Genomic DNA, 22,936 nt, shown 5'->3' on the forward strand with positions numbered 1-22,936 from the left:
TACCTGCGGCGCACCGCGACCGCGCTGGTCGAGGCGGAGAAGCAGCTCGACTCCGAGCGGGCCGCCCGTACCGAGCCGATCGCCGTCGTCTCGATGGCTTGCCGCCTGCCGGGCGGGATCGACACCCCGGAGGGTTTCTGGGAGTTGCTGGCCTCGGGCGGCGATGCGATCGGCGGTTTCCCGGAGCGTTGGCAGGGCCTGGACCTGTTCGACCCGGACCCGGAGGCCGTCGGCAAGAGCTACGCCACCGAGGGCGGCTTCATGACGAACGTGGAGCGCTTCGACGCCGCGTTCTTCGGCATCTCGCCGCGCGAGGCGCAGTCCATGGATCCGCAGCAGCGTTTGGTCCTGGAGACGGCCTGGGAGGCGCTGGAGCGTGCGGGCGTTCGCCCGGAGGCGCTGGAGGGCAGCCGGACGGGCGTCTACCTCGGTACGATGAGCTCGGACTACGGCAACCAGCAGGGTCACGACCTGGACGCGCTCGACGGGTACGTCAGCACGGGCAATGCGAGCAGTGTGGTTTCGGGCCGCGTCTCGTACGCGCTCGGGCTCCAGGGCCCGGCGGTCACCGTGGACACGGCCTGCTCCTCCTCCCTCGTCGCGACGCACCTGGCGGTGTCGGCGCTGCGGCAGGGCGAGTGCGAGATGGCACTCGTCGGTGGCGTCACCGTGATGAACACCCCGGCGCTGTTCGTCGAGTTCAGCCGTCTGCGGGGGATGGCCGCGGACGGCCGGTGCAAGAGCTTCGGCGCCGACGCGGACGGTGCCGGCTGGGCCGAGGGCTGTGGCGTGCTCGTCCTGAAGCGGCTGTCCGCTGCTGAGCGGGACGGGGACCGCGTTCTCGCCGTCATCCGTGGCAGTGCCATCAACCAGGACGGCCGCAGCCAGGGGCTGACCGCGCCCAACGGGCCGTCGCAGCAGCGTGTGATCCAGGACGCGCTGGCGGCATCTCGCCTGACCCCGGCCGACATCGACGCCATCGAGGCCCACGGCACCGGCACCTCCCTCGGTGACCCGATCGAGGCGGGCGCCCTCGCCGAGGTCTTCGGCCCGGACCGCCCGATCGACCGTCCGCTCCTGCTGGGCTCGTCGAAGTCGAACATCGGGCACGCCCAGGCCGCCGCCGGCGTGATCGGCGTGATCAAGATGGTCCTCGCCCTCGAACACGGCACCCTCCCGCGCACGCTCCACGCCGACGAGCCCAGCCCGCACATCGAGTGGGACGGCAGCCCCCGGAGACCACGCCGGTTCCGGTTCAGCCCCGGCCGACCGCCGTCCCGGTGGTCGTGTCGGGCCGGGACGAGGCGGCGGTGCGGGAGCAGTCCGCCCGCTGGGCCGACTGGCTGGACGCCCACGACAACGTCCCGCTGGCCGACGTCGCCGTGACCGCCGCCCGGCACCGCACCCGGTTCGAGCACCGCGCCGTCGCCGTCGCCGGTTCCACGGCGGACGCGGCCGCGCAGCTGCGGGCCATCGCGGCCGGTGGGCCGGTGGGTGTCGCCGGGACCCCTGGTGAGGTCGTGTTCGTGTACCCGGGGCAGGGGAGCCAGTGGCTCGGCATGGGTGCTGCGCTGCTGGAGCAGTCGCCCGTCTTCCGTGAGGCCGTCGTCGCCTGTGACGAGGCGTTGCGCCCGCTGACGGGCTGGTCGGTCCTCGAGGTCCTCGACGGCGGCGGCGGGGATCACCCGCCCGTCGACCGCGTGGATGTGGTCCAGCCGGCGCTGTTCGCGATGGGCGTCGCGCTCTCGGCCCTGTGGCGTTCGTGGGGCGTCGAGCCCAGCGCGGTCGTGGGGCACAGCCAGGGCGAGGTGGTCGCGGCCGTCGTCTCGGGCGCGCTCTCGCTGGAGCAGGGCGCGAAGGTCGTCGCCCTGCGCTCCGCAGCCGTTCGGGCTGTGACGGGCTTCGGTGGGATGGCGCTGGTCGAGCGCCCGGTCGCCGAGGTCGAGGAGATCCTCGCGGCCTACGACGGCAGGCTCTCGGTCGCGGCGGTGAACACCCCGGGCTCGACGGTCGTCAGCGGTGAGAGCGAGGCCATCGACACGCTGGTCGCGGACCTCCAGCAGCAGGACGTGTTCTGCCGCCGGGTGAACGTGGACTACGCCTCGCACAGTGCGCAGATGGACCCGCTGCTGCCCGGACTGCTGGACGCCTTCGCCGACCTCACCCCGGGGCGCGCCTCGGTGCCGTTCTACTCGACGGTCCTCGGTCGCGTCCTGGACGGTCCGGAGCTGGACGGCGCGTACTGGTGCCGCAACCTGCGCGAGCCCGTCCGCTTCGACCGGGCGCTGGAGCAGCTCCTCGGCGACGGCCGGAACGTGTTCGTCGAGGTCAGCGCCCACCCCGTGCTCGCCATGCCGCTCACCGACGGCAGTGCCGAGCACAACGGCGTCGTCGTCGGTTCCCTCGCCCGAGGCGAGGGTGGTACTGCTCAGCTCCTGCGCTCCCTCGGTCAGCTGCACGTCCAGGGTGTCGAGATCGACTGGCAGAAGGTCCTGGGGGGCGGCGAGTTCGTCGCTGACCTGCCCACCTACGCCTTCCAGCGCGAGTACTTCTGGACGGAGGTCGGTTCGGGCTCGGCGGATGCGGGTTCGATGGGCCTGGAGGCGTCCGCCCACCCGTGGCTCGGCGCCGGAACGGCTCTCGCGGACGGCGAAGGTCATTTGTTCACCGGCCGTCTGGCCCCCAACTCCCAGCCGTGGCTGCGTGATCACGCCGCCTTCGGCACGGTCCTCGTCCCCGGGACGGGCATCCTTGACCTGGTGCTGGCGGCCGGTCGTGAGGTCGGTGCGGGCCGGGTGGAGGAACTCGCCCTGGTCGAGCCGCTGGTCCTCGAAGGCCCGGTTCGTCTCCAGGTTGTCGTCGGTGGTTCGGAGAACGGTCGCCGTCAGGTGTCCCTCTACAGCCGTCCCGAGGATGTCGAGGACTCCTGGACCCTGAGCGCCAGTGGCGAACTCACCGAGGAGCAGGCCGCACAGGACGGCTTTGAAGCGTTGCGCCACTGGCCGGTCTCCACCGCGGAATCGGTGAGCCTGGACGGTTTCTACGACGCCTTCGCAGCCCGTGGCCTGGCGTACGGTCCGGCCTTCCAGGGCCTGACCGAACTGTGGCGCGACGGCAGCACCGCGTACGGGCTGGTCCGCCTGCCCGAGGGCGTGAAGGCCGACGAGTTCGGCATCCACCCGGCGCTCCTGGACGCCGCCCTGCACACCCTCGTGGCGGTTCGCGACGGCGGTGACCAGCGGGTGTTCCTGCCGTTCGAGTGGACGGGCGTCGAGCTGTTCGCCGCCGGGAGTACCGAGCTGCGCGTCCGCGTGGACCTCGATGCGAGCGGTACCAGCGCCCGTATCTGGGTGTCGGACCCGGCCGGTGGGCCGGTGGCGTTCGTCGACGGTCTGCAGATCCGCGAGGCGTCGGCCGAGCAGGTCCGGGCCGGTGCGTCCGTCGACCACCTCTACCGCCTGGACTACCAGGAGGTGCAGGCCCCGACGCCGACCACCGCGCCCAGCAGCATCGTCCTCGGTGGGACCGGCGAGCTGACCCGTCTGCTGAACGCCGACCACGCCCACACCATCGACGCCCTCGGCGAGGCGCGTCCGGAGCGGGCCATCGTGGACCTGTCCGGGGCCGTCGGCTCGGTGCAGGAGGTTCTGGCGGACGCGCTCACGCTGATTCAGCGGCTCACCGCCGAACCTTCCCTCGAGCCGGTCGAGTTGGTGTTCGTGACGCGTGGCGCAACCGGCGGCGACCCGGTGCAGGCCGCGCTGCTGGGCCTGCTGCGGACGGTCCGCGCGGAGTACGCCGACCGGCCGATCCGCCTGCTCGACCTCGATGGCAGCGCTTCTGTCGACGTGATCGAGCGCGCCCTTTCCGCCGCCTCCGAGCCGGAGTTGGCAATCATCGAGGGCCGTATCCGCGCCCCGCGCCTGGTGCGCGTCACCGCCGCCGACACCACCACGACGATCACCCTCAACCCGGAGCGGACCGCTCTGATCACGGGTGGCACCGGGGAGTTGGGCCGCGAGCTGGCAGAGCACCTGGTTCGCAACCACAACGTGCGCCACCTGGTCCTCACCTCCCGCCAGGGCGAGGCGGCCCCCGGCGCGGTCGAGATCCGCCAGGCACTCCAGGACGCGGGCGCCGAGAGCGTCCGCATCGCCGCCTGCGACGCCGCCGACCGCGAGCAGCTCGCCGCCGTCGTCAACGACCTCGGCGAGACGCTCGGTTCGGTGTTCCACCTGGCCGCCGTCCTCGACGACGGCCTCCTGACCGGCCAGACCCCGGAGCGCTTCGCCCGCGTCCTCGCGCCGAAGGTGAACGGCGCTCTCCACCTGGACGAGCTGACGCGCGAACTGAACCTCGACGCCTTCGTCCTCTTCTCCTCCGCAGCCGGCGTCCTCGGCAGCGCCGGCCAGAGCGGCTACGCGGCGGCGAACGCCTTCGTCGACGCCCTGGCCGCTCAGCGCCGCTCCGCCGACCTCCCCGCCCTCAGCCTCTCCTGGGGCCTGTGGCAGCAAGCCGGCACCGGCCTGACCGCCCACCTCGGCGACGCCGAGCTGAGCCGCATGCGCCGCCAGGGCATCGCCGCCCTCACCCCCGCCCAGGGCCTGCGCGCCATCGACGCCGCACTCACCACCGACCTCGCCCACGTCGTCCCCGTCCGCCTCGAACTCGGCTCGGTTCGACGCGAGTTGGAGCGCGGCGGCGAGGTCCCGTCCCTGCTCCGCGCCCTGGTGCGCGCCCGCCTGCGCCGCGCCGGTGCGACGGCGGCGGCGCCTTCCGCCCTGCACGAGCGTCTCGCCGCCCTCTCCGCCACCGACCGCCAGTCCACCCTCCTCGATCTGGTCCGCCGCGAGGCCGCCGCCGTCCTCGGCGTCGGCGGAGGGCCCGAAGCCCTCGGCGCTCACCAGGTCTTCAAGGAACTCGGCCTCGACTCCCTCATGGCCGTCGAACTGCGCCGCCGCCTCGCCGCCGAGACCGGCCTGACCCTCCCCTCCACCCTCGCCTTCGACTACCCGACCCCCACCGCCATCGCCGGCCTGATCCTCGACCGTCTCGACCTGGGCACCAAGGCCGACCGGGCCCCCGTCCGCGTCACCCCGGGCGCGCAGGCCGACGACCCCATCGCCGTTGTCTCCATGGCTTGCCGCCTGCCCGGCGGGATCGACACCCCGGAAGGCTTCTGGGACCTCATCCTCGCCGGTGGCGACGCCATCGGCGGCTTCCCCCAGCGCTGGCAGGGCCTGGACCTGTTCGACCCCGACCCGGACGCGGTCGGCAAGAGCTACGCCCGCGAGGGCGGATTCCTGGAGAACGTCGACCAGTTCGACGCCGCGTTCTTCGGCATCAGCCCGCGCGAGGCTCAGTCCATGGACCCTCAGCAGCGGCTCGTCCTGGAGGCCAGCTGGGAGGCCCTGGAGCGCGCGGGCGTCCGCCCGGGCAGCCTGGAGGGCACCCGCACCGGCGTCTACCTGGGAGCCATGAGCTCGGACTACGGCAGCCACGAGGGACGTCAACTCGAAGTCCTGGACGGCTACATGAGCACGGGCAACGCGAGCAGCGTCGTCTCCGGCCGCGTCTCGTACGCGCTCGGGCTCCAGGGCCCGGCGGTCACCGTGGACACGGCCTGCTCCTCCTCCCTCGTCGCGACCCACCTCGCCGTGTCGGCGCTCCGCCAGGGCGAGTGCGACCTCGCCCTCGTCGGTGGCGTCACCGTCATGAACACCCCGGCGCTGTTCGTCGAGTTCAGCCGCCTCAAGGGCATGGCCTCGGACGGGCGTTGCAAGAGCTTCGGCGCCGACGCGGACGGCGCGGGGTGGGCCGAGGGCTGTGGCGTGCTCGTCCTGAAGCGGCTGTCCGCCGCCGAGCGGGACGGAGATCGCGTCCTCGCCGTCATTCGTGGCAGTGCCATCAACCAGGACGGCCGCAGCCAGGGCCTCACCGCCCCCAACGGCCCCTCCCAGCAGCGCGTCATCCAGGACGCCCTGGCCGCCGCCCGCCTCACCCCGGCGGACATCGACGCGGTCGAGGCCCACGGCACCGGCACCTCCCTCGGTGACCCGATCGAAGCGGGCGCGCTGGCCGAGGTCTTCGGCCCGAACCGCCCCACCGACCGGCCCCTCCTCCTGGGCTCCTCCAAGTCCAACATCGGGCACGCCCAGGCCGCCGCCGGTGTCATCGGCGTGATCAAGATGGTCCTCGCCCTCGAACACGGCACCCTCCCGCGCACGCTCCACGCCGACGAGCCCAGCCCGCACATCGAGTGGGACGGCAGCCACCTGATCCTCGAGGAGGCCCCGACCGCCACCCGCCCGACCGAGCCGACCGAGTCGACCGAACCGACGACCCCTCTCCCCGTCCTCCTCTCCGGCCGCGACGAGACCGCCCTGCGCGAGCAGGCTGCCCGCTGGGCCGACTGGCTCGACGCGAACCCGGCCACCCCGCTAGCCGCCGTGGCCGCTACCGCCGCCCATCACCGCACCCACTTCGACCACCGCGCCGCCGTCCTCGCCGCCACCACGGCCGACACGGTGGTGGCCCTGCGCAGCCTGGCCGAAGGCCGTCCGGCCGCCGGTACGGTCGCGAACGCCCCGAGCGGGCAGGGCCTTGCGGTGCTGTTCACCGGGCAGGGGAGCCAGCGCCTGGGGATGGGGCGTGGGTTGTACGAGTCCTCGCCCGCGTTCCGCGTGGCGTTCGACGAGGTTCTGACCGCCCTGGACCGCTACACCGCCCGCCCCCTCCAGGAGGTGATCTTCGGGGAGGACGCGGCGGTGCTGGACCGGACGGAGTTCACTCAGCCGGCGCTGTTCGCCGTCGAGGTGGCGTTGTTCCGTCTGTGGGAGTCCTGGGGTGTTGTTCCGGCTGCTGTGGCCGGGCACTCGGTGGGTGAGCTCGCTGCCGCCCATGTCGCGGGGGTCCTGTCCCTGGACGACGCTGCGCGTCTGGTCGTGGCGCGCGGGCGGCTGATGCAGTCCTGCGAGAGCGGCGGCGCGATGGCGTCGATCGAGGCGAGCGAGGAGGAGGTCCTCGCCGCTCTCGAGGGCCGTGTCGCGGTCGCGGGTGTCAACTCCCCGACGCAGACCGTGGTCAGTGGTGACGCGGATGCGGTCGAGTTCCTGGAGTGCGGCCCCTCCGGAGTCCTCTCCGCCATGGGCGCCGCCTGCCTGGACGACGCGGTCTTCGCCGCCTCCCTGCGCGCCACCGAGGACGAGCCGACCGCCCTGCTCACCGCCGCCGCGCCGCCCGTACTGGCTCGACGCCCCGAAGGCGGGCCGGGACGCCCGTTCCTCGGGGCTGGTCGCGGCCGCGCACCCGTGGCTGGCGGCGGTGACGGCGCTGGCGGGCGGCGAGGGGTACCTGCTCAGTGGGCGGGTGTCGCTCGCCGACCAGCCGTGGCTGGGGGACCACGCCGTCTTCGGCGCGGTGCTCGTGCCGGGTGCCGGTCTGCTGGACCTGGCGCTGTCCGCCGCCCACCAGGTGGGGGCGCGCCGGGTGGCCGAGCTGACGCTCGCCCAGCCGATGGTGCTGCCGTCGGCCGAGGGGCTGCGGCTCCAGGTGAAGGTCGGCCCGGCGGGGGAGGACGGCGGCCGTACGGTCGAGATCCACAGCCAGCCGGAGTCGGCGGCCGCCGACGCGCCGTGGACCCTGCACGCCGAGGGCCGCCTGGTCGAGGACGCCGCCGAGCCCATCACCGAGGACCGGCCCACCTGGCCCGCCCCCGGCACCGAGCCCGTCCCGCTGGACGCCCTCTACAGCGGCCTGGCGGGGCAGGGCCTCGGCTACGGCCCGGCGTTCCGCGGCCTCACCGAGCTGCACCGCAGCCCGGGCGGGCGCGTGGCGTACGGCCGGGTGGTGCTGCCCGAGGGGTTGAGCGTGGACGGGCACGCCGTCCACCCGGCGCTGCTGGACGCGGCCCTGCACACCCTCGCGGGAGTGGAGGCAGACGGCGCGGACACCGGCAGCGCGGACGCCGAGGAGGGCACCGTCCTGCTGCCCTTCGCCTGGTCGGACGTCACCCTCCACGCGACGGACAGCACCGAGCTGCTCGTGCGCGTCGAGCTGACCGAGGGCCTGGCCGCCCGCGTCGAGGTGACGGACGCGGCGGGCGAGCCGGTGCTCGTCGCGGGCACGCTGGAGGTCCAGCGGGCCCGGGCGGAGCAGCTGCGCGGCGGCGCCGCGTCGGCCGGTGCGGAGCACCTGTACCGGGTCGAGTTCCAGCCGCTTCCGCAGCGGGACGCCGAGCGTGCGGCCCCCGACACCGTCGTGATCGGCGCCGCCCTCGCCTCCTCGCTCGGCCTGCCCGCCGTGCCCGGCCTGGAGGCCGTGCTCACCCGCCCGGCTGTCCCCGCCCGCCTGCTCGTCGACGCCACGCGGGAGTCGGTGGTCACCGCCCTGGAGCAGGTCAAGCTCCTGGTCGGCGACGTCCGCTTCGCCGCCACCGAGGTCGTCTGGCTGACCCGGGGCGCCGTCCCGGCCCGGCCCGAGGACGAGGTGGCCCGGCCGGAGCAGGCCGCGCTGTGGGGCCTGCTGCGGTCCGTCCGGGCCGAGCACCCGGAGCGGCGCCTGCGCCTGCTCGACCTCGACCCCGACGGCGACAACGGGCCGGGCGAGGCCGCCCTCACCGACGCCCTCGCCCAGGCCCTCGCCGTCGAGGACGAGCCCGAGCTGGCCGTACGCGGCACCGCCGTCCTGACCCCGCGCCTGCGCCCGGTCCGTACGGCGCCGGCCGCGCAGAGCGCCGACTCGGTCCTCCTCCCGCCGCCCGGCGTGGACGCCTGGCACCTGGACATCCGGGAGAAGGGCCGCCTGGACACCTTCGCCCTCGTCCCGGTCGGGGACGACGGCCCGCTCGGCGAGCACGAGATCCGCCTGCGGGTGCACGCCTCCGGCCTGAACTTCCGGGACGTCCTCAACGCGCTCGACATGGTCCACGCCCCCCAGCTGGGCCTGGAGTGCGCGGGCGTGGTCCTGGAGACCGGGCCGGGCGTCGCCCACCTGAACCCCGGCGACCGGGTGATGGGCCTGACCGTCGGCACCTTCGGCACCGAGGCCCGGGCCGACGGCCGGATGATGGTGCGGATCCCGGACGGGATCGGCTTCGCCGAGGCCGCGACCGTCCCGCTGGCCTTCCTGACCGCCTACCACGGGCTCCTCGAGCTCGGCGGTCTCACCGCCGGCGAGCGGGTGCTGGTGCACGCGGCGGCCGGCGGCGTCGGCATGGCGGCCGTCCAGCTGGCCCGGCACTTCGGCGCCGAGGTCTGGGGCACGGCCAGCGCGGGCAAGTGGCCGACGCTGCGCCGGCTCGGCCTGCCGCAGGAGCGGATCGCCTCCTCCCGCGACACCGGGTTCGAAACCGCCTTCCACCAGGACGGCAGCGGCTTCGACCTCGTCCTGAACTCCCTCACCGGCGAGTTCGTCGACGCCTCGCTCAGGCTCCTCGAGCCGCGCGCGGGCCGCTTCCTGGAGATGGGCAAGACGGACATCCGGCAGGCGGAGCAGGTCGCCGCCGCGCACCCGGGCGTCCTCTACCGGGCGTTCGACCTGATGGACGCCGGCCCGGAGCGCATCCTCCAGATGCTCACCGAGGTCGCCGACCTGCTCGCCCGCCGGGTCATCGCCCCGCTGCCGTACGCGTCGTACGACGTGCGCCGCGCGGCGGACGCCTTCCGCTTCATGGCGCAGGGCCGGCACATCGGCAAGCTGGTGCTGACCTCGCCGCGCCCCCTCGCCCCGACCGGCACCGTCCTGGTGACCGGCGGCACCGGCGAGCTGGGCCGGCTGGTCGCCCGACGCCTGGTGACCGGGCACGGCGTCCGCCACCTCCTGCTGACCTCGCGGCGCGGTCCGGCCGCCGAGGGGACGCGGGAGCTGGTGGACGAGCTGCGCGCGGCAGGCGCCGAGTCCGTCCGGGTGCTGGCCTGCGATGTCGCGGACCGCGCCCAGGTCGCGGCGGCCCTGGCGGCCGTCGACCCCGGCCACCCGCTGACCGGGGTGGTCCACCTGGCCGCCGTCATCGACGACGGCGTGGTGGTGAACCAGACGGCCGAGCGGTTCGGCCGCGTCCTCGCCCCGAAGGTCGACGGCGCCCGCCACCTGCACGAGCTGACCGGCGGCCTGGACCTCGCCGCGTTCGTGCTGTTCTCCTCCGTCGCCGGCACGCTCGGCTCCCCGGGGCAGAGCAACTACGCGGCGGCCAACGCCTACCTGGACGCCCTGGCCGCCCACCGCACCCGCCGTGGCCTGCCGGGCACCAGCCTGGCCTGGGGCCTGTGGGAGCAGGGCGGCACGGGCCTGACCGCCCACCTCGGCGACGCCGAACTGGGCCGGATGCGCCGCCAGGGCGCCCAGGCGCTCAGCGTCGAGCAGGGGCTCGCCCTGTTCGACGCGGCGCTCGGACGGCCGGAGCCGCATCTCGTCCCGCTGCGCCTCGACCTGGACCGGCTGCAGCGCGGCGCCGGCATGGAGGGACCCGAACTCCCGCCGCTGCTGCGGGCGTTGCTTCGCACCCCGCTGCGCCGGGCCGGCCGCTCCGAGGCGGCCGCGGCGGACGGGCTGCGCGAGCGGCTGGCGGGCCTCGACGGCCCGGAGCGGATCGCGGCGCTCACCCTGCTCGTCCAGCAGGAGGTGGCGGCGGTCCTCGGCCTGTCCGGCATCGAGACCGTCCGGGCCGAGCAGCCGCTGCGCGACCACGGCTGGGACTCGCTGATGGCCGTCGAGCTGCGCAACCGGCTCTCGGCCCACGCGCAGGTGCCGCTGCCCAGCACCCTGGCCTTCGACTACCCGACGCCGCAGGCCATCGCGGACTTCCTCAACGTCCGGCTGGACTTCGGCGCCGCCCGCCCCGAGGAGCCTCAGCCCCAGCAGTACGGCGCCCCGCCGCAGGAGCCGGAGCAGGCCGCCCGCTGGGCGCTGTCGCGGATCCCGGCGGACGAACTGAGCCGCAGCGGACTGCTCGCCCAGCTGCTCGAACTCGCCGGCGTTCCGCAGACCGCCCCGGCGGGAGGGCAGCCGGACGCGCTGCGGCTGGCGGAGGAACTGACCATCGACGAGATGGACCAGGCCCTGGACGCCGTCCTCGGGCGCGCGCTCTGACCTGCGACCTCTGACCTGCGACCTCTGACCTGCGACCTCTGACGTGTGACCCCTGACAACCACCCCCGACCCGCGGCGGCCGGGCGCTCCCCGAGGAGGGAGCGCCCGGCCGCCGCCGTACCGACCGACCCGGGAGGTCCCCACCGTGTCCACCACCGTGCAGGAGGCCGTGCGGCCCGCCGCCGCACCGCCTCCCGCCACCAGCCCGACCGACGAAGCCCTGGCCGAGGAAGCCCTGGCCGAGGAAGCCCCGACCGACGAAGCCCCGACCGACGAAGCCCCGGCCGGCGCCCCCCTGCGCCTGCGCTGGCTGCTCCTCGCCGTCGTTACCGGCGCCTCCTTCCTGGACAGCCTCGACGTCAACATCGTCACCGTCGTCCTGCCCGCCGTGCAGCGCGACCTGGGCGCCGAGTTCGCCACCGCCCAGTGGACGCTGGCCGGTTACGCCCTCGCCTTCTCGCTCTTCCTGATCACCGGCGGCCGCCTCGGCGACATCCACGGCCGCAAGCGGGTGTTCCTCGCCGGGGTGGTCGGCTTCACCCTCGCCTCGGCCGTCTGCGGCTTCGCGCCGAACGCCGAACTCCTCATCGCCGCCCGGCTGTTGCAGGGCCTGACGGCCGCGCTGATGGTTCCGCAGGTGATGTCGGTGATCGTCACGCTGTTCCGGCCCAAGGAGTGGCCGGTCGCCTTCGCCGTCCTCGGCGCGGCGCTGACCCTCGGCAGTGTCGGCGGCCCGCTGCTCGGCGGGCTGCTCACCGGGCTGGACCTCTTCGGCCTCGGCTGGCGGGTGATCTTCCTGGTCAACGTGCCGCTGGGGCTGCTGATCACGGCGCTCGCCGCCCGCCTGCTGCCGGAGAACCGGCAGGAGGGTCCGGCCCGGCTCGACCTGCCCGGCGTCGCGCTGCTCACCGCGGCCGCGTTCGCCCTGATGTACCCGCTGGTGCAGGGCCGCGAGCAGGGCTGGCCCGCCTGGATGCTGCTGAGCGTTCTCGCGGCGCCCGTCCTGCTGGTCCTCTTCGCCCGCCACCAGCGCCGTCGGCACGCCCGGGACGGCAGCGCGCTGGTGCCGCCGCCGCTGTTCGCCCGGCGCAGCTTCGCGGTCGGGCTGGCGGTGACGCTGCTGGCCTTCACCGGCATCGGTTCGCTGGCGCTGATCCTCACGTACCACCTGCAGTACGGCCTGGGCTGGTCGGTGCTGCGGACGGCCCTGGCGACGGCGGCCTGGCCGGTGGGCATCGCGGTGACCTTCCAGATCGCCTGGCGGCACGGGATGCGGCGCGGCCGGCTGTTCGTCGGCGCGGGCGCGGCGGTGATGGCGGCCGGGTCGCTGCTGCTGATGGCGGCGGTCCGTACGGCCGGGGCCGACCTGTCCTGGTGGCAGGTGGCCGGCGCGGAGCTGGTGGTCGGCTTCGGGATGGGCCTCTGCTCGCCGGTGCTGGCCTCGACGGTGCTCAGCGAGGTGCCGCCGCAGGACTCGGGCGCGGGCTCGGGGGTCGTCAACGCCGTCACCCAGTTCGGCTCGGCGGCCGGGGTCGCGGTGGTCGGCGCGATCTTCCTCGCGGCCACCGGGGACGTCGCGACCGACGTCCTCGACCCGGCCCGGATCGACCGCTTCTGCTCCGCCACCGGCGCGACGCTCTGGTACAACGCCGGCGCCTTCGCGCTCACCGCCCTCCTGAGCCGCCTCCTCCCGGCCCCCGCTACCGATTCCTCCTCCGATTCCGCCACCAAACCCGCAGAAGGAGCCCCCGCATGACCGGGTCCAGAACCACCGTCGCCCCGCTGTCCGCCTTCCACCCGCTGTTCCGTCCACTCACCACGGAGGTCCGTATGTCCGCCACCAACCAGTCCGCGTCCGCCAAGCTCACCGCTGCCGCCGCCGCTCCGCAGGACGACCTGCGCGCCCGCTTCCGGGAGGCGCTGGGCCAGAAGGGCTCCGCCGGCCAGGCCCGCGAGGCGCAGCAGGCCGGCCGCAGCAAGGTCGGCGACCTGCACGGCCCGGCCGCCCGCAAGCGCAGCTTCCGCCGCAAGACCGGCTGAGCCGCGAGCAGTTGACCGAAGTAGCGCGTGAGTACGGCGCGGCTCCGGTACGGGCGGCGGGAGAGGGGGCCCGGACGAGGGCTCCCCTCCGCCGCCCGTCCGACTCGATTCCTCGAACTGTGAAGGTGTGTGAGGTGCCGTGATTGAAGACATCCTGCCTGCCGAGGTGGCCTCGGCCGAGGCGTTCAACGACAGCCTGGAGGGCCCGCTCTACCCGGAGGAGGCGGCGCAGATCGCCCGGGCGGTGGAGTCCCGGCGGCGCGAGTTCACCACGGCGCGGCTGTGCGCCCGCCGGGCGCTGGCCCGGCTGGGGCTGCCGCCGGTGGCGGTGCCGCCGGGGCCGCTGGGGGAGCCGCGCTGGCCGGCGGGGGTGCTGGGCAGCATCACCCATTCGACGCACTACCGGGCGGCGGCGGTGGCCAGGTCGGCGGACGTGCTGGCGCTGGGCATCGACGTGGAGCCCGATCTGCCGTTGCCCGAGGACCTGTTGGAGTCGATCGCCTCCCCGGCGGAGCACGCCCGGCTGCTGGACCTGGAGCAGGCCGCCGCCGAGCCGGTGAACTGGGGGCGGCTGCTGTTCAGCGCGAAGGAGAGCGTCTACAAGGCGTGGTTCCCGCAGGGCCGGCGCATCCTGGACTTCTTCGACGCGGACGTCACCTTCGGCGCTCCGCTCGGCGGCGGGGAGGGCTCGTTCCGCGCGCACCTCCTCCTCACCCCGCTGGAGCGGGAGTTGGGGCTGCGCGCGGACTACTCGGGCCGCTGGCTGGTGCGCGGCGGGCTGCTGCTGACCACGGTGGTCACGCTCGCGCCCGCCCGCACGGCCCGGCCGCAGGTGGCAATAGGGGCGCCCCAGGGGGCATCGATCGGGGCGCCCCGGCTGGGGGGTTACGGTGCCGTGCTCTGAACCACAGGGCTCGTGGCCCGGCCCGTCAGGTGGCGGCGCAGGACGTCCGTCACCACGGCGGCCTGCTCGACGAGGTAGAAGTGCCCACCCGGGAAGTCCCGCGTCGCGAAGCCCCCGGTGGTGTGCCGGCCCCACAGCAGCACCTCCTCGTACGGCGCCTTGGGGTCGGCGTCGCCGTTGAGCGCGGTGATCGGGCAGCGCAGGGTGGCGTCGGCGGCGCAGCGGTACGTCTCCACGGCGGTGTAGTCCGCGCGCAGGGCCGGCATGACCATCCGCAGGAAGTCCTCGTCGGCGAGCAGCGTGGCGTCCGTCCCGGCGAGGCCCTGGAGTTCGGCGACGATGCCCGCGTCGTCGCGCAGGTGGACGGTGCCGGTGCGCGGCACGGACGGGCCGCCGCGGCCGGAGGCGAACAGGTGCACCGGCTCCAGCCCGTCCGCCTCCATCCGGCGGGCGACCTCGAAGGCGACGACGGAGCCCATGCTGTGGCCGAACAGGGTGGTGGGCCGGGCGGCCAGCCGGGGCCGCAGCGCCCGGTAGACGAGGTCGGCGAGGACGCCGATGTCGCTGGGCGCGGTCTCGTCGTGGCGGTCCTGGCGGCCGGGGTACTGCACGGCCACGACCTCGGTGACGGCGGCGAGGTCGGCCGAGAGCGGGTAGAAGAAGCTGGCCGAGCCGCCGGCGTGCGGGAAGCAGACCAGCTGGCTGCGCCCGTCCGGCGCGGGGTGGTAGGTCCGGGCCCAGAGGGAGTCCTCGGTGGCGGTGGTCATGCGCGGCTCCTCCTCGGAACGGGCCTACGGGCGTTGGGACGTGGACCGACCGGCAGATGGGGGTCGGTGCTACTTCGGGGTGGTGTCGCCGCGGAAGCGGTCGATGGCCGGCAGGTGCCGGGCGCGCAGCTCGTGGTCACGCACGCCCAGCCCGGTGCGCGGGGCGAGGCCGAGCACGCCGACCTTTCCGCTGTGCAGGTTGCGGTGCACGGCGCGGGCGGCCTCGCCGACCTCGTCGAGCGGGTGGGTGACGGACAGGGTGGGGTGCACCATGCCGCGGGCGATCAGGCGGTTGGCCTCCCAGGCTTCGCGGTAGTTGGCGAAGTGGGTGCCGACGACGCGCTTGAGCGAGGTCCACAGGTAGCGGTTGTCGAACTGGTGCTGGAAGCCGGAGGTGGAGGCGCAGGTGACGATGGTGCCGCCGCGCCGGGCGACGTAGACGCTGGCGCCGAAGGTCTCCCGGCCGGGGTGCTCGAAGACGACGTCCGGGTCGTCCCCGCCGGTGAGTTCGCGGATGCGGGCGCCCAGGCGCTTCCACTCGCGGGGGTCGGGGGTGTGCTCGTCCTTCCAGAACCGGTAGCCCTCCCGGGCCCGGTCGATGACCAGCTCGGCGCCCATCGACCGGACGAGCCGCGCCTTGTGCTCGTCGGAGACGACGCAGACCGGGATCGCCCCGCCGTTGAGGGCGAGTTGGGTGGCGTAGGAGCCGAGGCCCCCGCCCGCGCCCCAGATCAGCACCACGTCGCCCTGCTTCATGCCGGCGCCGTTGCGGGAGACGAGCTGCCGGTAGGCGGTGGAGTTCACCAGCCCGGAGCAGGCCGCCTCCTCCCAGGTGAGGTGCTCGGGCTTGGGCATCAGCTGGTTGGCCTTGACCAGGGCGAGTTCGGCGAGGCCGCCGTAGTTGGTCTCGTAGCCCCAGATCCGCTGTTCGGGGTCGAGCATGGTGTCGCCGTGGCCGTCCGCGGACTCGAGCTCGACGGAGAGGCAGTGCGCCACCACCCGGTCGCCGGGCTGCCAGCGGGTCACCCCGGGGCCGGTGCGCAGCACCACGCCGGACAGGTCGGAGCCGACGACGTGGTACGGGCGGTCGTGGTGCGCGGCGCCGGGCCGGGTGCGGCCGTAGCGCTCCAGGAACCCGAAGGTGGGCACCGGTTCGAAGACGGCGCTCCAGACGGTGTTGTAGTTCACCGCGCTGGCCATCACGGCGACGATCGCCTCGCCGGGGCCGAGCGGGGGAGTGGGGACGTCCTGGACGCGCAGGGACTTGCCCGGGTCCTTGTCCCGCGAGGCCATCCCCTCGAACATCCCGGCCTCGTCCTTGAGCACCACCGCGCCCCGGTAGGACTCGGGAAGCCTCAGCGCCGCGAAGTCCGCGGCGGTGGCGGTGTCGGCCTGGATGGTGCTGATGATCTCTTCCATCGGTCCCCCTCGTGATCGGCCGCTGCCAGCGTGGTGGTGACGGAGGCTCAGCCCCAGTGGGTGTCGGCCGGCTTGACGGGGCCGCCGGCGGCACCCGAGGTGGTGGTGACGACGGTGTCGGTGGCGCCGGCGCCCCAGTGGGTGTCGTCGGTGAGGGTGGGGTTGACGACGCCGAGACCGACCAGACCGGCGAGGGCGGTGCCCGCGACGGCGCCGGCGACCTTGCGGAGCTTCTTGGTGGTGTCGAACATCTCGGTTCCTCCGTGCTGTGGTGTGGTGGTTCGTCCCCGAGGACCGGCTGCTGTTCCGTCCTCGTGGTGAACAGACAACCGGGAACCGCCATCGACCCCCTTTCGAGCGGTCCTCCACCGCCGAAGCCCGGGCGACTGCCCGTCGATAGCGAACGGATAGCCCCATCGGTCACAGCGGCATCATCGGTATCTCCTGACGGGCGGTGAGGAGTTGGCATACAGTCTTTCCGGGAACCGGACAATTCCTGTCCGGGTGGCTTCCGGGGGGCTCGTCATGGAACGGCAGCAGATCCGCGTGGGTGTCATCGGCGCGAGCCCCGACCGGGGTTGGGCCGCCCGGGCCCACGTCCCGGCGCTGGCCGCCCTGCCCGACTACCGGCTCACCGCGGTCGGCACCAGCCGCCCCGAGAGCGCCCGCGCCGCGGCCGAACTCTTCGGCGCCGACCACGCGTTCACCGATGCCCGGCAGCTGGCCGAGCACCCCGAGGTGGACCTGGTCGCCGTCACGGTGAAGGTCCCCGCGCACCTCGAACTCGTCGGCGCCGCCCTCGCCGCCGGAAAGCACGTCTACTGCGAATGGCCGCTCAGCGTCACCACCGAGGAGGCCCTCGCCCTCGCCGCCGAGGCCCGCGCCGCCGGCGTCCACCACGCCATCGGCCTCCAGGGCCGCTACGCCCCGGCCGTCGTCCGGGCCCGCGAACTGATAGCGGCCGGCCGCCTCGGCCGCATCACCTCCGTCACCGTCCACGCCAGCCGCCCCAAGGGCGCCCGCGGCCGGATCCCGGCCTGGGCCGCCTACACCGTCGACGCGTCCACCGGCGCCGGCACCGTCGAGGTCGCCGGAGGCCACACCCTCGACGCCGTGAAGCACCTGCTCGGTGCCGACCTCGAGGCCCTCTCGGCCGCCCTCTCCCTCCAGGAGTCCGTGCTGACCGTCGTCGAGACCGGCGAGGTGGTCGAGGCCACCGGCCCCGACCACCTGCTGCTCAACGCCACCCTCACCGGCGGAGGCGTCCTGTCCGCCCACATCCACGACGGACGGGCCACGGACGCGGGCACCCGCGTCGAGATCTCCGGCACCGAGGGGGACCTCGCCCTCCTCTCCACCGGCCCCGAGGCCCCGGCCGGCCTCCAGATCGGCGATCTGCGCCTCCTCCTCGGCGAGGACGGCGCCTTCCAGGAGGTCCCCCTGCCCGCCTCCCCGCCGCACGCCGAGTCCTCCAACGTCGGCCGCCTCTACGCGGCCCTCGCCGAGGACATCCGCACCGGCAGCCGCACCGTCCCCTCCTTCGACGAGGCCGTGAGCCTGCACCGCCTCCTCGACGCCGTGCGCCGCTCCGCTTCCTAGCCCCTGTCCGGCGGGGCCGGGCCCGGACGCCCTAACCCCGCCGGACGCCCGTCACGAGCCAGGCCGAGGTCCTCAACTCCACGCCGCCCGCGCCCTCGTACGCCCGCAGCCGCTCCGTCAGCGCCTCCCGCGCCTGCTCGGCCGCCCCGCCCAGGAGGTGCTGCGCCGGCCCGGTGCTGAGCAGGAACGAGGCCGCGTCCCGCGCATCGCGACCCCAGACACCCGCCTTCTCCACCGGCTCGACCGCGACCTCCTCGAAGCCCGCGCCCCCGAGCAGCCCCCGCACGTACCCCGGATCGGCGAGCGAGAACATCCCCGGCCCCTCGCCGCCGGTGGGCGGCGTGAAGTCGCCCAGCGCGGCGAACAGGTGCACCCAGTCCGTGCGCGCGGGATCGGCCATGCAGACGAAGGCGATCCGCCCGCCGGGCCGCAGCGCCGCCGCGACGTTGGCGAAGGCCGCGGCGGGGTCCTGGTAGAACATGACCCCGAACCGGCTCATCGCCACGTCGAACCCGCCCTCCGGCAGCTCCGCGACCTGCACGTCCGCCTGCCGGAACTCGAGGTTCGCCAGCCCCTCCCGCGCCGCCGATTCCCGTGCCCGCTCCAGCATCGGCCCGGACAGGTCGAGCCCGAGCACCGTCCCGCCGCCGGCCGTCCGCGCCGCGAGTCGGCTGGTCTGTCCGGTGCCGCAGCCGAGGTCGAGCACCCGGTCCCGGGGGCCCACGGCCGCCGCCTCCAGCAGCGGCGCGTTGAAGCCTCCGTTGACGGCGTTCCAGCGGTCGGCGTGGTCGCTCCAGTGCCGGCCTTCGTATCCGTTCCAGGCTTGGGACTGCTCGCTGTTGACGAGGTGACGCGTCATCGCTCGGCTCCTGCCGCTCTAGTATGGGCGTGCGCTCATTCAAAGGTATGGGCGCGCGCCCATACTTTCAACCCCCTTAAGGGAGACCGACCTTGTCCCCTCGCGGAGTGCCCGTGCCCAACGTCAAGGAGCGGCTCTTCGAAGCCGCCGAACGCGTCCTGGAACGCGAGGGCCCGGCCGGCCTGACCAACCGCGCCGTCACCGAGGAGGCCGGCTGCGCCAAGGGCCTGCTCTACAGCCACTTCACCGACCTCGACGACTTCGTCGCCCAACTCGTCCTGACCCGCTTCCACCGCGTCGCCGAGGAACTCGCCCCCCTCCCCGCCCGGGCCGGTACCGGCGAGGTCGCCGCCAACCTCACCCGGGCCGCCCAGACCCTCCTCGGCACCAACGGCCCCGCCCTCACCGTCGCCGCCCTCTCCCGCCCCGCCGTCGCCACCCGCATCAGGGCCCACTGGTCCGACGACAACCCCGCCGAAGGCCTCATCGCCGACTACCTCGCCGCCGAACAGCGCCTCGGCCGCCTCCCCGCCACCACCGACTGCCCCGTGCTCGCCCTCGCCGTCGTCGCCACCACCCACCACCTCCTCATGACCGCCACCACCCCCACCGCCACCCAGCACGCCCTCCTCGCCCGCCTCGTCGCCGCCCTCCTGTGACCGGACACGCCACCGGCCCGCCGACAGGCAGTCGGCGGGCCGGAAACGGTGCGGCGGATCAGCCCAGCTGGGCGAGGCCCTCCGTGGCGATGCGCTCGAAGACGGCCGCATCGTTGGCGAAGATGGAGTCCGGGACGGGCCAGTGGATCACCAGCTCGGTGATGCCCAGCTCCTTGTACGTCCCGGCCCAGTCCACGAAGGCGTCCAGCGACCCCAGCGGCTTCTCCGCCGTCGAGCCCTGCAGCAACACCTTCTCCAGCTCACGGACGTCCCGGCCCGCCTTCTCACAGGCCGCGGCCAGCTTCCCGATCTGCTGCGCGATCACCGCGGGCGCCTGCTCCACCGGCACGTCCGCCGGGCCCTTCGGGTCGCCGTACGTCACCCACCCCTGCCCGTACTCGGCCGCCAGCCGCAGCCCGCGCGGCCCGGTCGCGGCCACGTAGAACGGCAGCCGCGGCGTCTGCACACAGCCCGGGATGTTCCGCGCCTCCACCGCCGAGTAGTACACCCCCTCCCGCGTCGTGGAGTCGCTCCTCAGCAACTCGTCCAGCAACGGCAGGAACTCCCCGAACCGGTCCGCCCGCTCCTTCGGCGACCACGACTCCTGCCCCATCGCCGTGGCGTCGAACCCCGTCCCCCCGGCCCCGACCCCCAGCGTCACCCGCCCGTCGGACACGTCGTCCAGCGTGATCAGCTCCTTCGCCAAGGTCACCGGATGCCGGAAGTTCGGCGAGGTCACCAACGTCCCCAGCCTGATCCGCTCGGTGGCGCAGGCCGCCGCCGTCAACGTCGGCACCGACCCGAACCAGGGCTCCTCGCGGAAGGACCGCCAGCTCAGGTGGTCATACGTGTACGCCGCATGGAACCCCAGCTCCTCGGCCCGCCGCCAGACCTTCTGCCCCTCGCTCCACCGGTGGATGGGGAGGATCACCGTACTCAGTCGCATACCGCCGACCCTAGCCGGACGCACCGGTGGTGTGTCCGGGGCGTGCGTCTCCGGCGGGCGGCGCGTCGGTCCCGTTCCAGCTGCCGGGAGTGGTTCCGGCCGCTGCCGGGGTGGAGAGCCCGTGGGCTGCCTTCCGGACGAAGCGGCCCGCGTGACGGAGGGCGTCGGCGGCTTCGGGCAGGAAGGACCAGAAGAGGTGGAAGTTGTGGGTGGCCACCGGATAGAGCTCCAGACGGACGTCGACGCCGCTTTCGCGCGCACGGTCCACCAGTTGGCGCGCGTCCGCGAGAAGGGCATCACCGGTACCCGCTTGGACGAGCATCGGCGGCAGGCCGCCCAGGTCGGCCGTCAACGGGCGGACGAGGGGATCGTCCGTCGAGTGACCGGCAAGATAGTCGGTGATGAATCGTCGGCGCAGCGCCTCGGCCGTCATGGCCGCGGGTCGGGGTTCGTGCGGTTCGTGCGGTTCGTCGTCCAGGGATCGGCAGGCGAGGTCGACCCCCGGGCAGAGCAGCACCACCCGGCCGGGCATGGGCAACTGGCGGTGTTTGAGGGTGAGTAGGGCGGACAGCGTCAGGTGCGCGCCCGCGGAGTCCCCGGCAACGGTGATCTCCCCCGGAGCGGTCCCGTTGTCCACGAGCCAGAGATAGGCGGACAGGGCGTCCTCGACCGCTGCCGGATACGGATGCTCCGGCGCCAGTCGGTAGTCCGGCAGCAGGACGCCGGCCCGGCACTCGGTGGCGAGGGCACCGACCAACGGCCGGTAGCCGAAGGCGGATCCGCTGATGTACGCGCCACCGTGCAGGAACAGGACCGTGGCGCTCGCCTCGTTCGGCGGCGTGAGCAGGAGGGACGGGACGCCGTCGGCGTTGACGGGCCGCACGGTCACCTCGGGCGGCGGCGCGAACTGTGCGTGCAGCGCCTCGTACGCGGTTCGCAGCGCCAGGAGCTCCCGGTCCGTCGCGTCACCGACCGGCTCCCAGTACCGGGCCATGCGGGCGGCGAGTTCACCGCCGAGCGACCTCGTCGCCGAGACCGCCTCGTCGACCTCGTCGATGATCCGGCGAGCGCGGTCGAGCAGCACGGCTCCGGCCGGAGTGAGCTCCACCTGATGGGTGGAGCGGCGCAGCAGGTCGCAGCCGACGAGCCGTTCGAGTGAGCGGATCTGCCGGCTCAGCGCGGGCTGCGACACGTACAGCCGCGCTGCGGCCCGGCCGAAGTGCAGTTCGGCGGCGACGGCGACGAACGCTCTCAGATGACGCAGTTCGATCGCGTCGGGTGCCTGGGGGAGCCGCAGCAGCTTCCCCCGCGGTCGGTCCTCGTCCGCGTCGGCAGTGGTCATGAGGGTGAGTATCTCGCGGGTGCGCGGCACGTGGTGATGCGATCCGTGCATCACCGCTTTGCGCATTCGGCCTTTCCCCTGGCCGGTCCGGGAGTGCGAGCGTAAGCGCACGGCCTCCGCATCGGCCGCTCGGCCACTCGGCCGCACCGCGGCAGCGCACCCCGCCCGGTGGTCGTCCGCACCACTCCAACGAACCGAAGGCACACCATGCGAACCCCTCGGACCATGCTCCGCGCCATCGCCCTCGCGACCGTCATCGGCGCAGCTGCCACGGTGGCCGCACCCCTCGCCGCGGCGGCACCGAACGACCCGCGCCCCACCGCTGCCCATCGGCCGACGGTGTGGGCCGTCCCGGGAACCAAGGCGGGTCCGGAAGGGATCGCCCGGGACCCCTACCAGCCGTACTTCTACACCGGGAGCACCGGTGATGGCGCTGTCTACCGGGGCGACCTGCGCACCGGGGCCGTCGAGACGTTCCTGCCCCCGGGCGTCGACGGGCGTACCACCGCGGTCGGGATGAAGGTCGACGCGCACGGACGTCTGATCATCGCGGGCGGCCTCACCGGGCTGGTCTGGGTGTACGACACGCACACCGGCAAGCTGCTGCACACCTTCGACACCGGCCCGACCGAAGGCTTCCTCAACGATCTGACCGTCGCCGACGACGGCGACGTCTACGTCACCGACTCGGTGCGGCCGCGCCTGTACCGGATCGCCGCCGACCAACTCGGCAGCCACGCCCCGGCCGTCTCCCGGCTGCCGGTGTTCGAGGAGTTCGCCGGCACCCCGATCGTCTTCCGCGACGGTTTCAACCTCAACGGCATCGTCGTCACCCCGGACCAGCGGTACGTCATCGTCGCGCACGACAACGACAGCGCCCTGTACCGCATCGACCGCCGCACCAAGGAGATCCGCAGGATCGACCTCGGTGGCGCGGGCGTCACCGGCGACGGCCTGCTGATCCGCGGGCACACGCTGTACGCCCTCAGCAGCGTCGACCACATCGGCGACAACCACAGCATCGTCGACATCGTCCGGCTCGACCCCGGGTACGCCTCCGGCACCCTCGACCGGCGCGCGACGAACCCCCTGCTCGACCGGCCCTCCACCGGTGCGTTCGACGGCGACGCGATCCTCGCCGTCAACTTCCAGTGGGCCGTCGGCGACCCGCACCTCCCGTACTCCGTCGTCCGCGTCCCGCTGCGCGATCTGAAGTGACATCCGGCCAGGCCCCCTCCCGGTCAGCGTCAGCGGCGCTGCCCGTCAGCGTCAGCGTCAGCGGCGCCGGCCGCGAGCAGAACACCGACTTCAAC

Annotated in this window: 13 protein-coding genes and 3 pseudogenes; 10 read left to right on the forward strand and 6 right to left on the reverse strand. The window is 74.0% G+C overall.

Annotated elements, in window-relative coordinates; translation table 11 throughout:
• Nucleotides 1–24 precede the first annotated feature (24 nt).
• The 7 genes and pseudogenes from IH61_RS45065 to IH61_RS0129230 form a co-directional block, all read left to right on the forward strand.
• A pseudogene (locus tag IH61_RS45065) lies at nucleotides 25–1,433 on the forward strand (type I polyketide synthase); the annotation flags it as partial.
• 147 nt (nucleotides 1,434–1,580) lie between these two features.
• Nucleotides 1,581–4,451 (forward strand): annotated as a pseudogene (locus tag IH61_RS50405) (SDR family NAD(P)-dependent oxidoreductase); the annotation flags it as partial.
• A 435-nt stretch (nucleotides 4,452–4,886) separates the two neighbouring features.
• Nucleotides 4,887–7,103, forward strand: a pseudogene (locus IH61_RS50410) (type I polyketide synthase); the annotation flags it as partial.
• Nucleotides 7,099–11,088, forward strand: coding sequence for an SDR family NAD(P)-dependent oxidoreductase (locus IH61_RS43310; RefSeq protein WP_078911481.1), 3,990 nt, complete (start codon nucleotides 7,099–7,101; stop codon nucleotides 11,086–11,088). The pseudogene IH61_RS50410 and the gene IH61_RS43310, both read left to right, overlap by 5 nt.
• 145 nt (nucleotides 11,089–11,233) lie before the next feature.
• Nucleotides 11,234–12,844 (forward strand): MFS transporter, encoded by a 1,611-nt coding sequence (locus tag IH61_RS0129220; RefSeq protein WP_199823405.1) that lies wholly within the window; start codon nucleotides 11,234–11,236, stop codon nucleotides 12,842–12,844.
• Complete coding sequence (locus tag IH61_RS0129225) at nucleotides 12,841–13,128, forward strand: DUF5302 domain-containing protein (RefSeq protein WP_031075238.1); 288 nt, start codon at nucleotides 12,841–12,843, stop codon at nucleotides 13,126–13,128. The genes IH61_RS0129220 and IH61_RS0129225 overlap by 4 nt, the downstream gene beginning before the upstream one ends.
• A 139-nt stretch (nucleotides 13,129–13,267) precedes the next feature.
• Nucleotides 13,268–14,032: a 4'-phosphopantetheinyl transferase family protein gene (locus IH61_RS0129230; protein WP_063763294.1), complete on the forward strand. Its 765-nt coding sequence runs from the start codon at nucleotides 13,268–13,270 to the stop codon at nucleotides 14,030–14,032.
• On the opposite strand, the gene IH61_RS0129235 is transcribed toward IH61_RS0129230, so the two are convergent.
• The 3 genes from IH61_RS0129235 to IH61_RS0129245 form a co-directional block, all read right to left on the reverse strand.
• The gene (locus tag IH61_RS0129235) at nucleotides 14,014–14,799 is read right to left on the reverse strand and encodes a thioesterase II family protein (RefSeq protein ID WP_031075244.1); all 786 of its coding nucleotides are present in this window, start codon (nucleotides 14,797–14,799) and stop codon (nucleotides 14,014–14,016) included. The genes IH61_RS0129230 and IH61_RS0129235 overlap by 19 nt on opposite strands.
• Nucleotides 14,800–14,868: 69 nt before the next feature.
• Entirely contained in the window at nucleotides 14,869–16,218 is a 1,350-nt protein-coding gene (gene ccrA, locus IH61_RS0129240; protein WP_031075247.1) for a crotonyl-CoA carboxylase/reductase, read from the reverse strand.
• A gap of 47 nt (nucleotides 16,219–16,265) precedes the next feature.
• Nucleotides 16,266–16,469 carry a hypothetical protein gene (locus IH61_RS0129245; RefSeq protein ID WP_031075249.1) on the reverse strand — a complete coding sequence of 68 codons (204 nt, stop codon included), beginning with the start codon at nucleotides 16,467–16,469 and terminating at the stop codon, nucleotides 16,266–16,268.
• Between the two features lie 274 nt (nucleotides 16,470–16,743).
• Between IH61_RS0129245 and IH61_RS0129250 the strand changes: the two genes are divergently transcribed.
• Nucleotides 16,744–17,817 carry a Gfo/Idh/MocA family protein gene (locus IH61_RS0129250; RefSeq protein ID WP_031075253.1) on the forward strand — a complete coding sequence of 358 codons (1,074 nt, stop codon included), beginning with the start codon at nucleotides 16,744–16,746 and terminating at the stop codon, nucleotides 17,815–17,817.
• 31 nt (nucleotides 17,818–17,848) lie between these two features.
• Here IH61_RS0129250 and IH61_RS0129255 read toward each other — a convergent pair whose 3' ends face one another.
• Complete coding sequence (locus IH61_RS0129255; protein WP_031075255.1) at nucleotides 17,849–18,676, reverse strand: class I SAM-dependent methyltransferase; 828 nt, start codon at nucleotides 18,674–18,676, stop codon at nucleotides 17,849–17,851.
• Between the two features lie 113 nt (nucleotides 18,677–18,789).
• Between IH61_RS0129255 and IH61_RS49745 the strand changes: the two genes are divergently transcribed.
• Nucleotides 18,790–19,335, forward strand: a complete 546-nt coding sequence (locus tag IH61_RS49745) for a TetR/AcrR family transcriptional regulator (RefSeq protein WP_267884075.1) — start codon at nucleotides 18,790–18,792, stop codon at nucleotides 19,333–19,335.
• A 58-nt stretch (nucleotides 19,336–19,393) separates the two neighbouring features.
• Here IH61_RS49745 and IH61_RS0129265 read toward each other — a convergent pair whose 3' ends face one another.
• Nucleotides 19,394–20,281, reverse strand: coding sequence for an LLM class flavin-dependent oxidoreductase (locus IH61_RS0129265; protein ID WP_031075259.1), 888 nt, complete (start codon nucleotides 20,279–20,281; stop codon nucleotides 19,394–19,396).
• 10 nt (nucleotides 20,282–20,291) lie between these two features.
• Nucleotides 20,292–21,623, reverse strand: coding sequence for an alpha/beta hydrolase fold domain-containing protein (locus tag IH61_RS0129270; RefSeq protein ID WP_078911484.1), 1,332 nt, complete (start codon nucleotides 21,621–21,623; stop codon nucleotides 20,292–20,294).
• A gap of 225 nt (nucleotides 21,624–21,848) precedes the next feature.
• On the opposite strand from IH61_RS0129270, the gene IH61_RS0129275 reads away from it, so the two are divergent.
• Nucleotides 21,849–22,841 (forward strand): SMP-30/gluconolactonase/LRE family protein, encoded by a 993-nt coding sequence (locus IH61_RS0129275; protein ID WP_051838306.1) that lies wholly within the window; start codon nucleotides 21,849–21,851, stop codon nucleotides 22,839–22,841.
• Nucleotides 22,842–22,936 lie beyond the last annotated feature (95 nt).

This window comes from Streptomyces sp. NRRL WC-3742, assembly GCF_000720635.1.
Classification (GTDB): domain Bacteria; phylum Actinomycetota; class Actinomycetes; order Streptomycetales; family Streptomycetaceae; genus Kitasatospora.

Bases quoted from the DNA above. Each gene is read 5' to 3' on its own strand.
- IH61_RS43310 (WP_078911481.1), top strand. From the start codon at position 7,099: ATGCGGTCGAGTTCCTGGAGTGCGGCCCCTCCGGAGTCCTCTCCGCCA.
- IH61_RS0129225 (WP_031075238.1), top strand. From the start codon at position 12,841: ATGACCGGGTCCAGAACCACCGTCGCCCCGCTGTCCGCCTTCCACCCG.
- IH61_RS0129235 (WP_031075244.1), bottom strand. From the start codon at position 14,799: ATGACCACCGCCACCGAGGACTCCCTCTGGGCCCGGACCTACCACCCC.
- ccrA (WP_031075247.1), bottom strand. From the start codon at position 16,218: ATGGAAGAGATCATCAGCACCATCCAGGCCGACACCGCCACCGCCGCG.
- IH61_RS0129245 (WP_031075249.1), bottom strand. From the start codon at position 16,469: ATGTTCGACACCACCAAGAAGCTCCGCAAGGTCGCCGGCGCCGTCGCG.
- IH61_RS0129250 (WP_031075253.1), top strand. From the start codon at position 16,744: ATGGAACGGCAGCAGATCCGCGTGGGTGTCATCGGCGCGAGCCCCGAC.
- IH61_RS0129255 (WP_031075255.1), bottom strand. From the start codon at position 18,676: ATGACGCGTCACCTCGTCAACAGCGAGCAGTCCCAAGCCTGGAACGGA.
- IH61_RS0129265 (WP_031075259.1), bottom strand. From the start codon at position 20,281: ATGCGACTGAGTACGGTGATCCTCCCCATCCACCGGTGGAGCGAGGGG.
- IH61_RS0129270 (WP_078911484.1), bottom strand. From the start codon at position 21,623: ATGACCACTGCCGACGCGGACGAGGACCGACCGCGGGGGAAGCTGCTG.
- IH61_RS0129275 (WP_051838306.1), top strand. From the start codon at position 21,849: ATGCTCCGCGCCATCGCCCTCGCGACCGTCATCGGCGCAGCTGCCACG.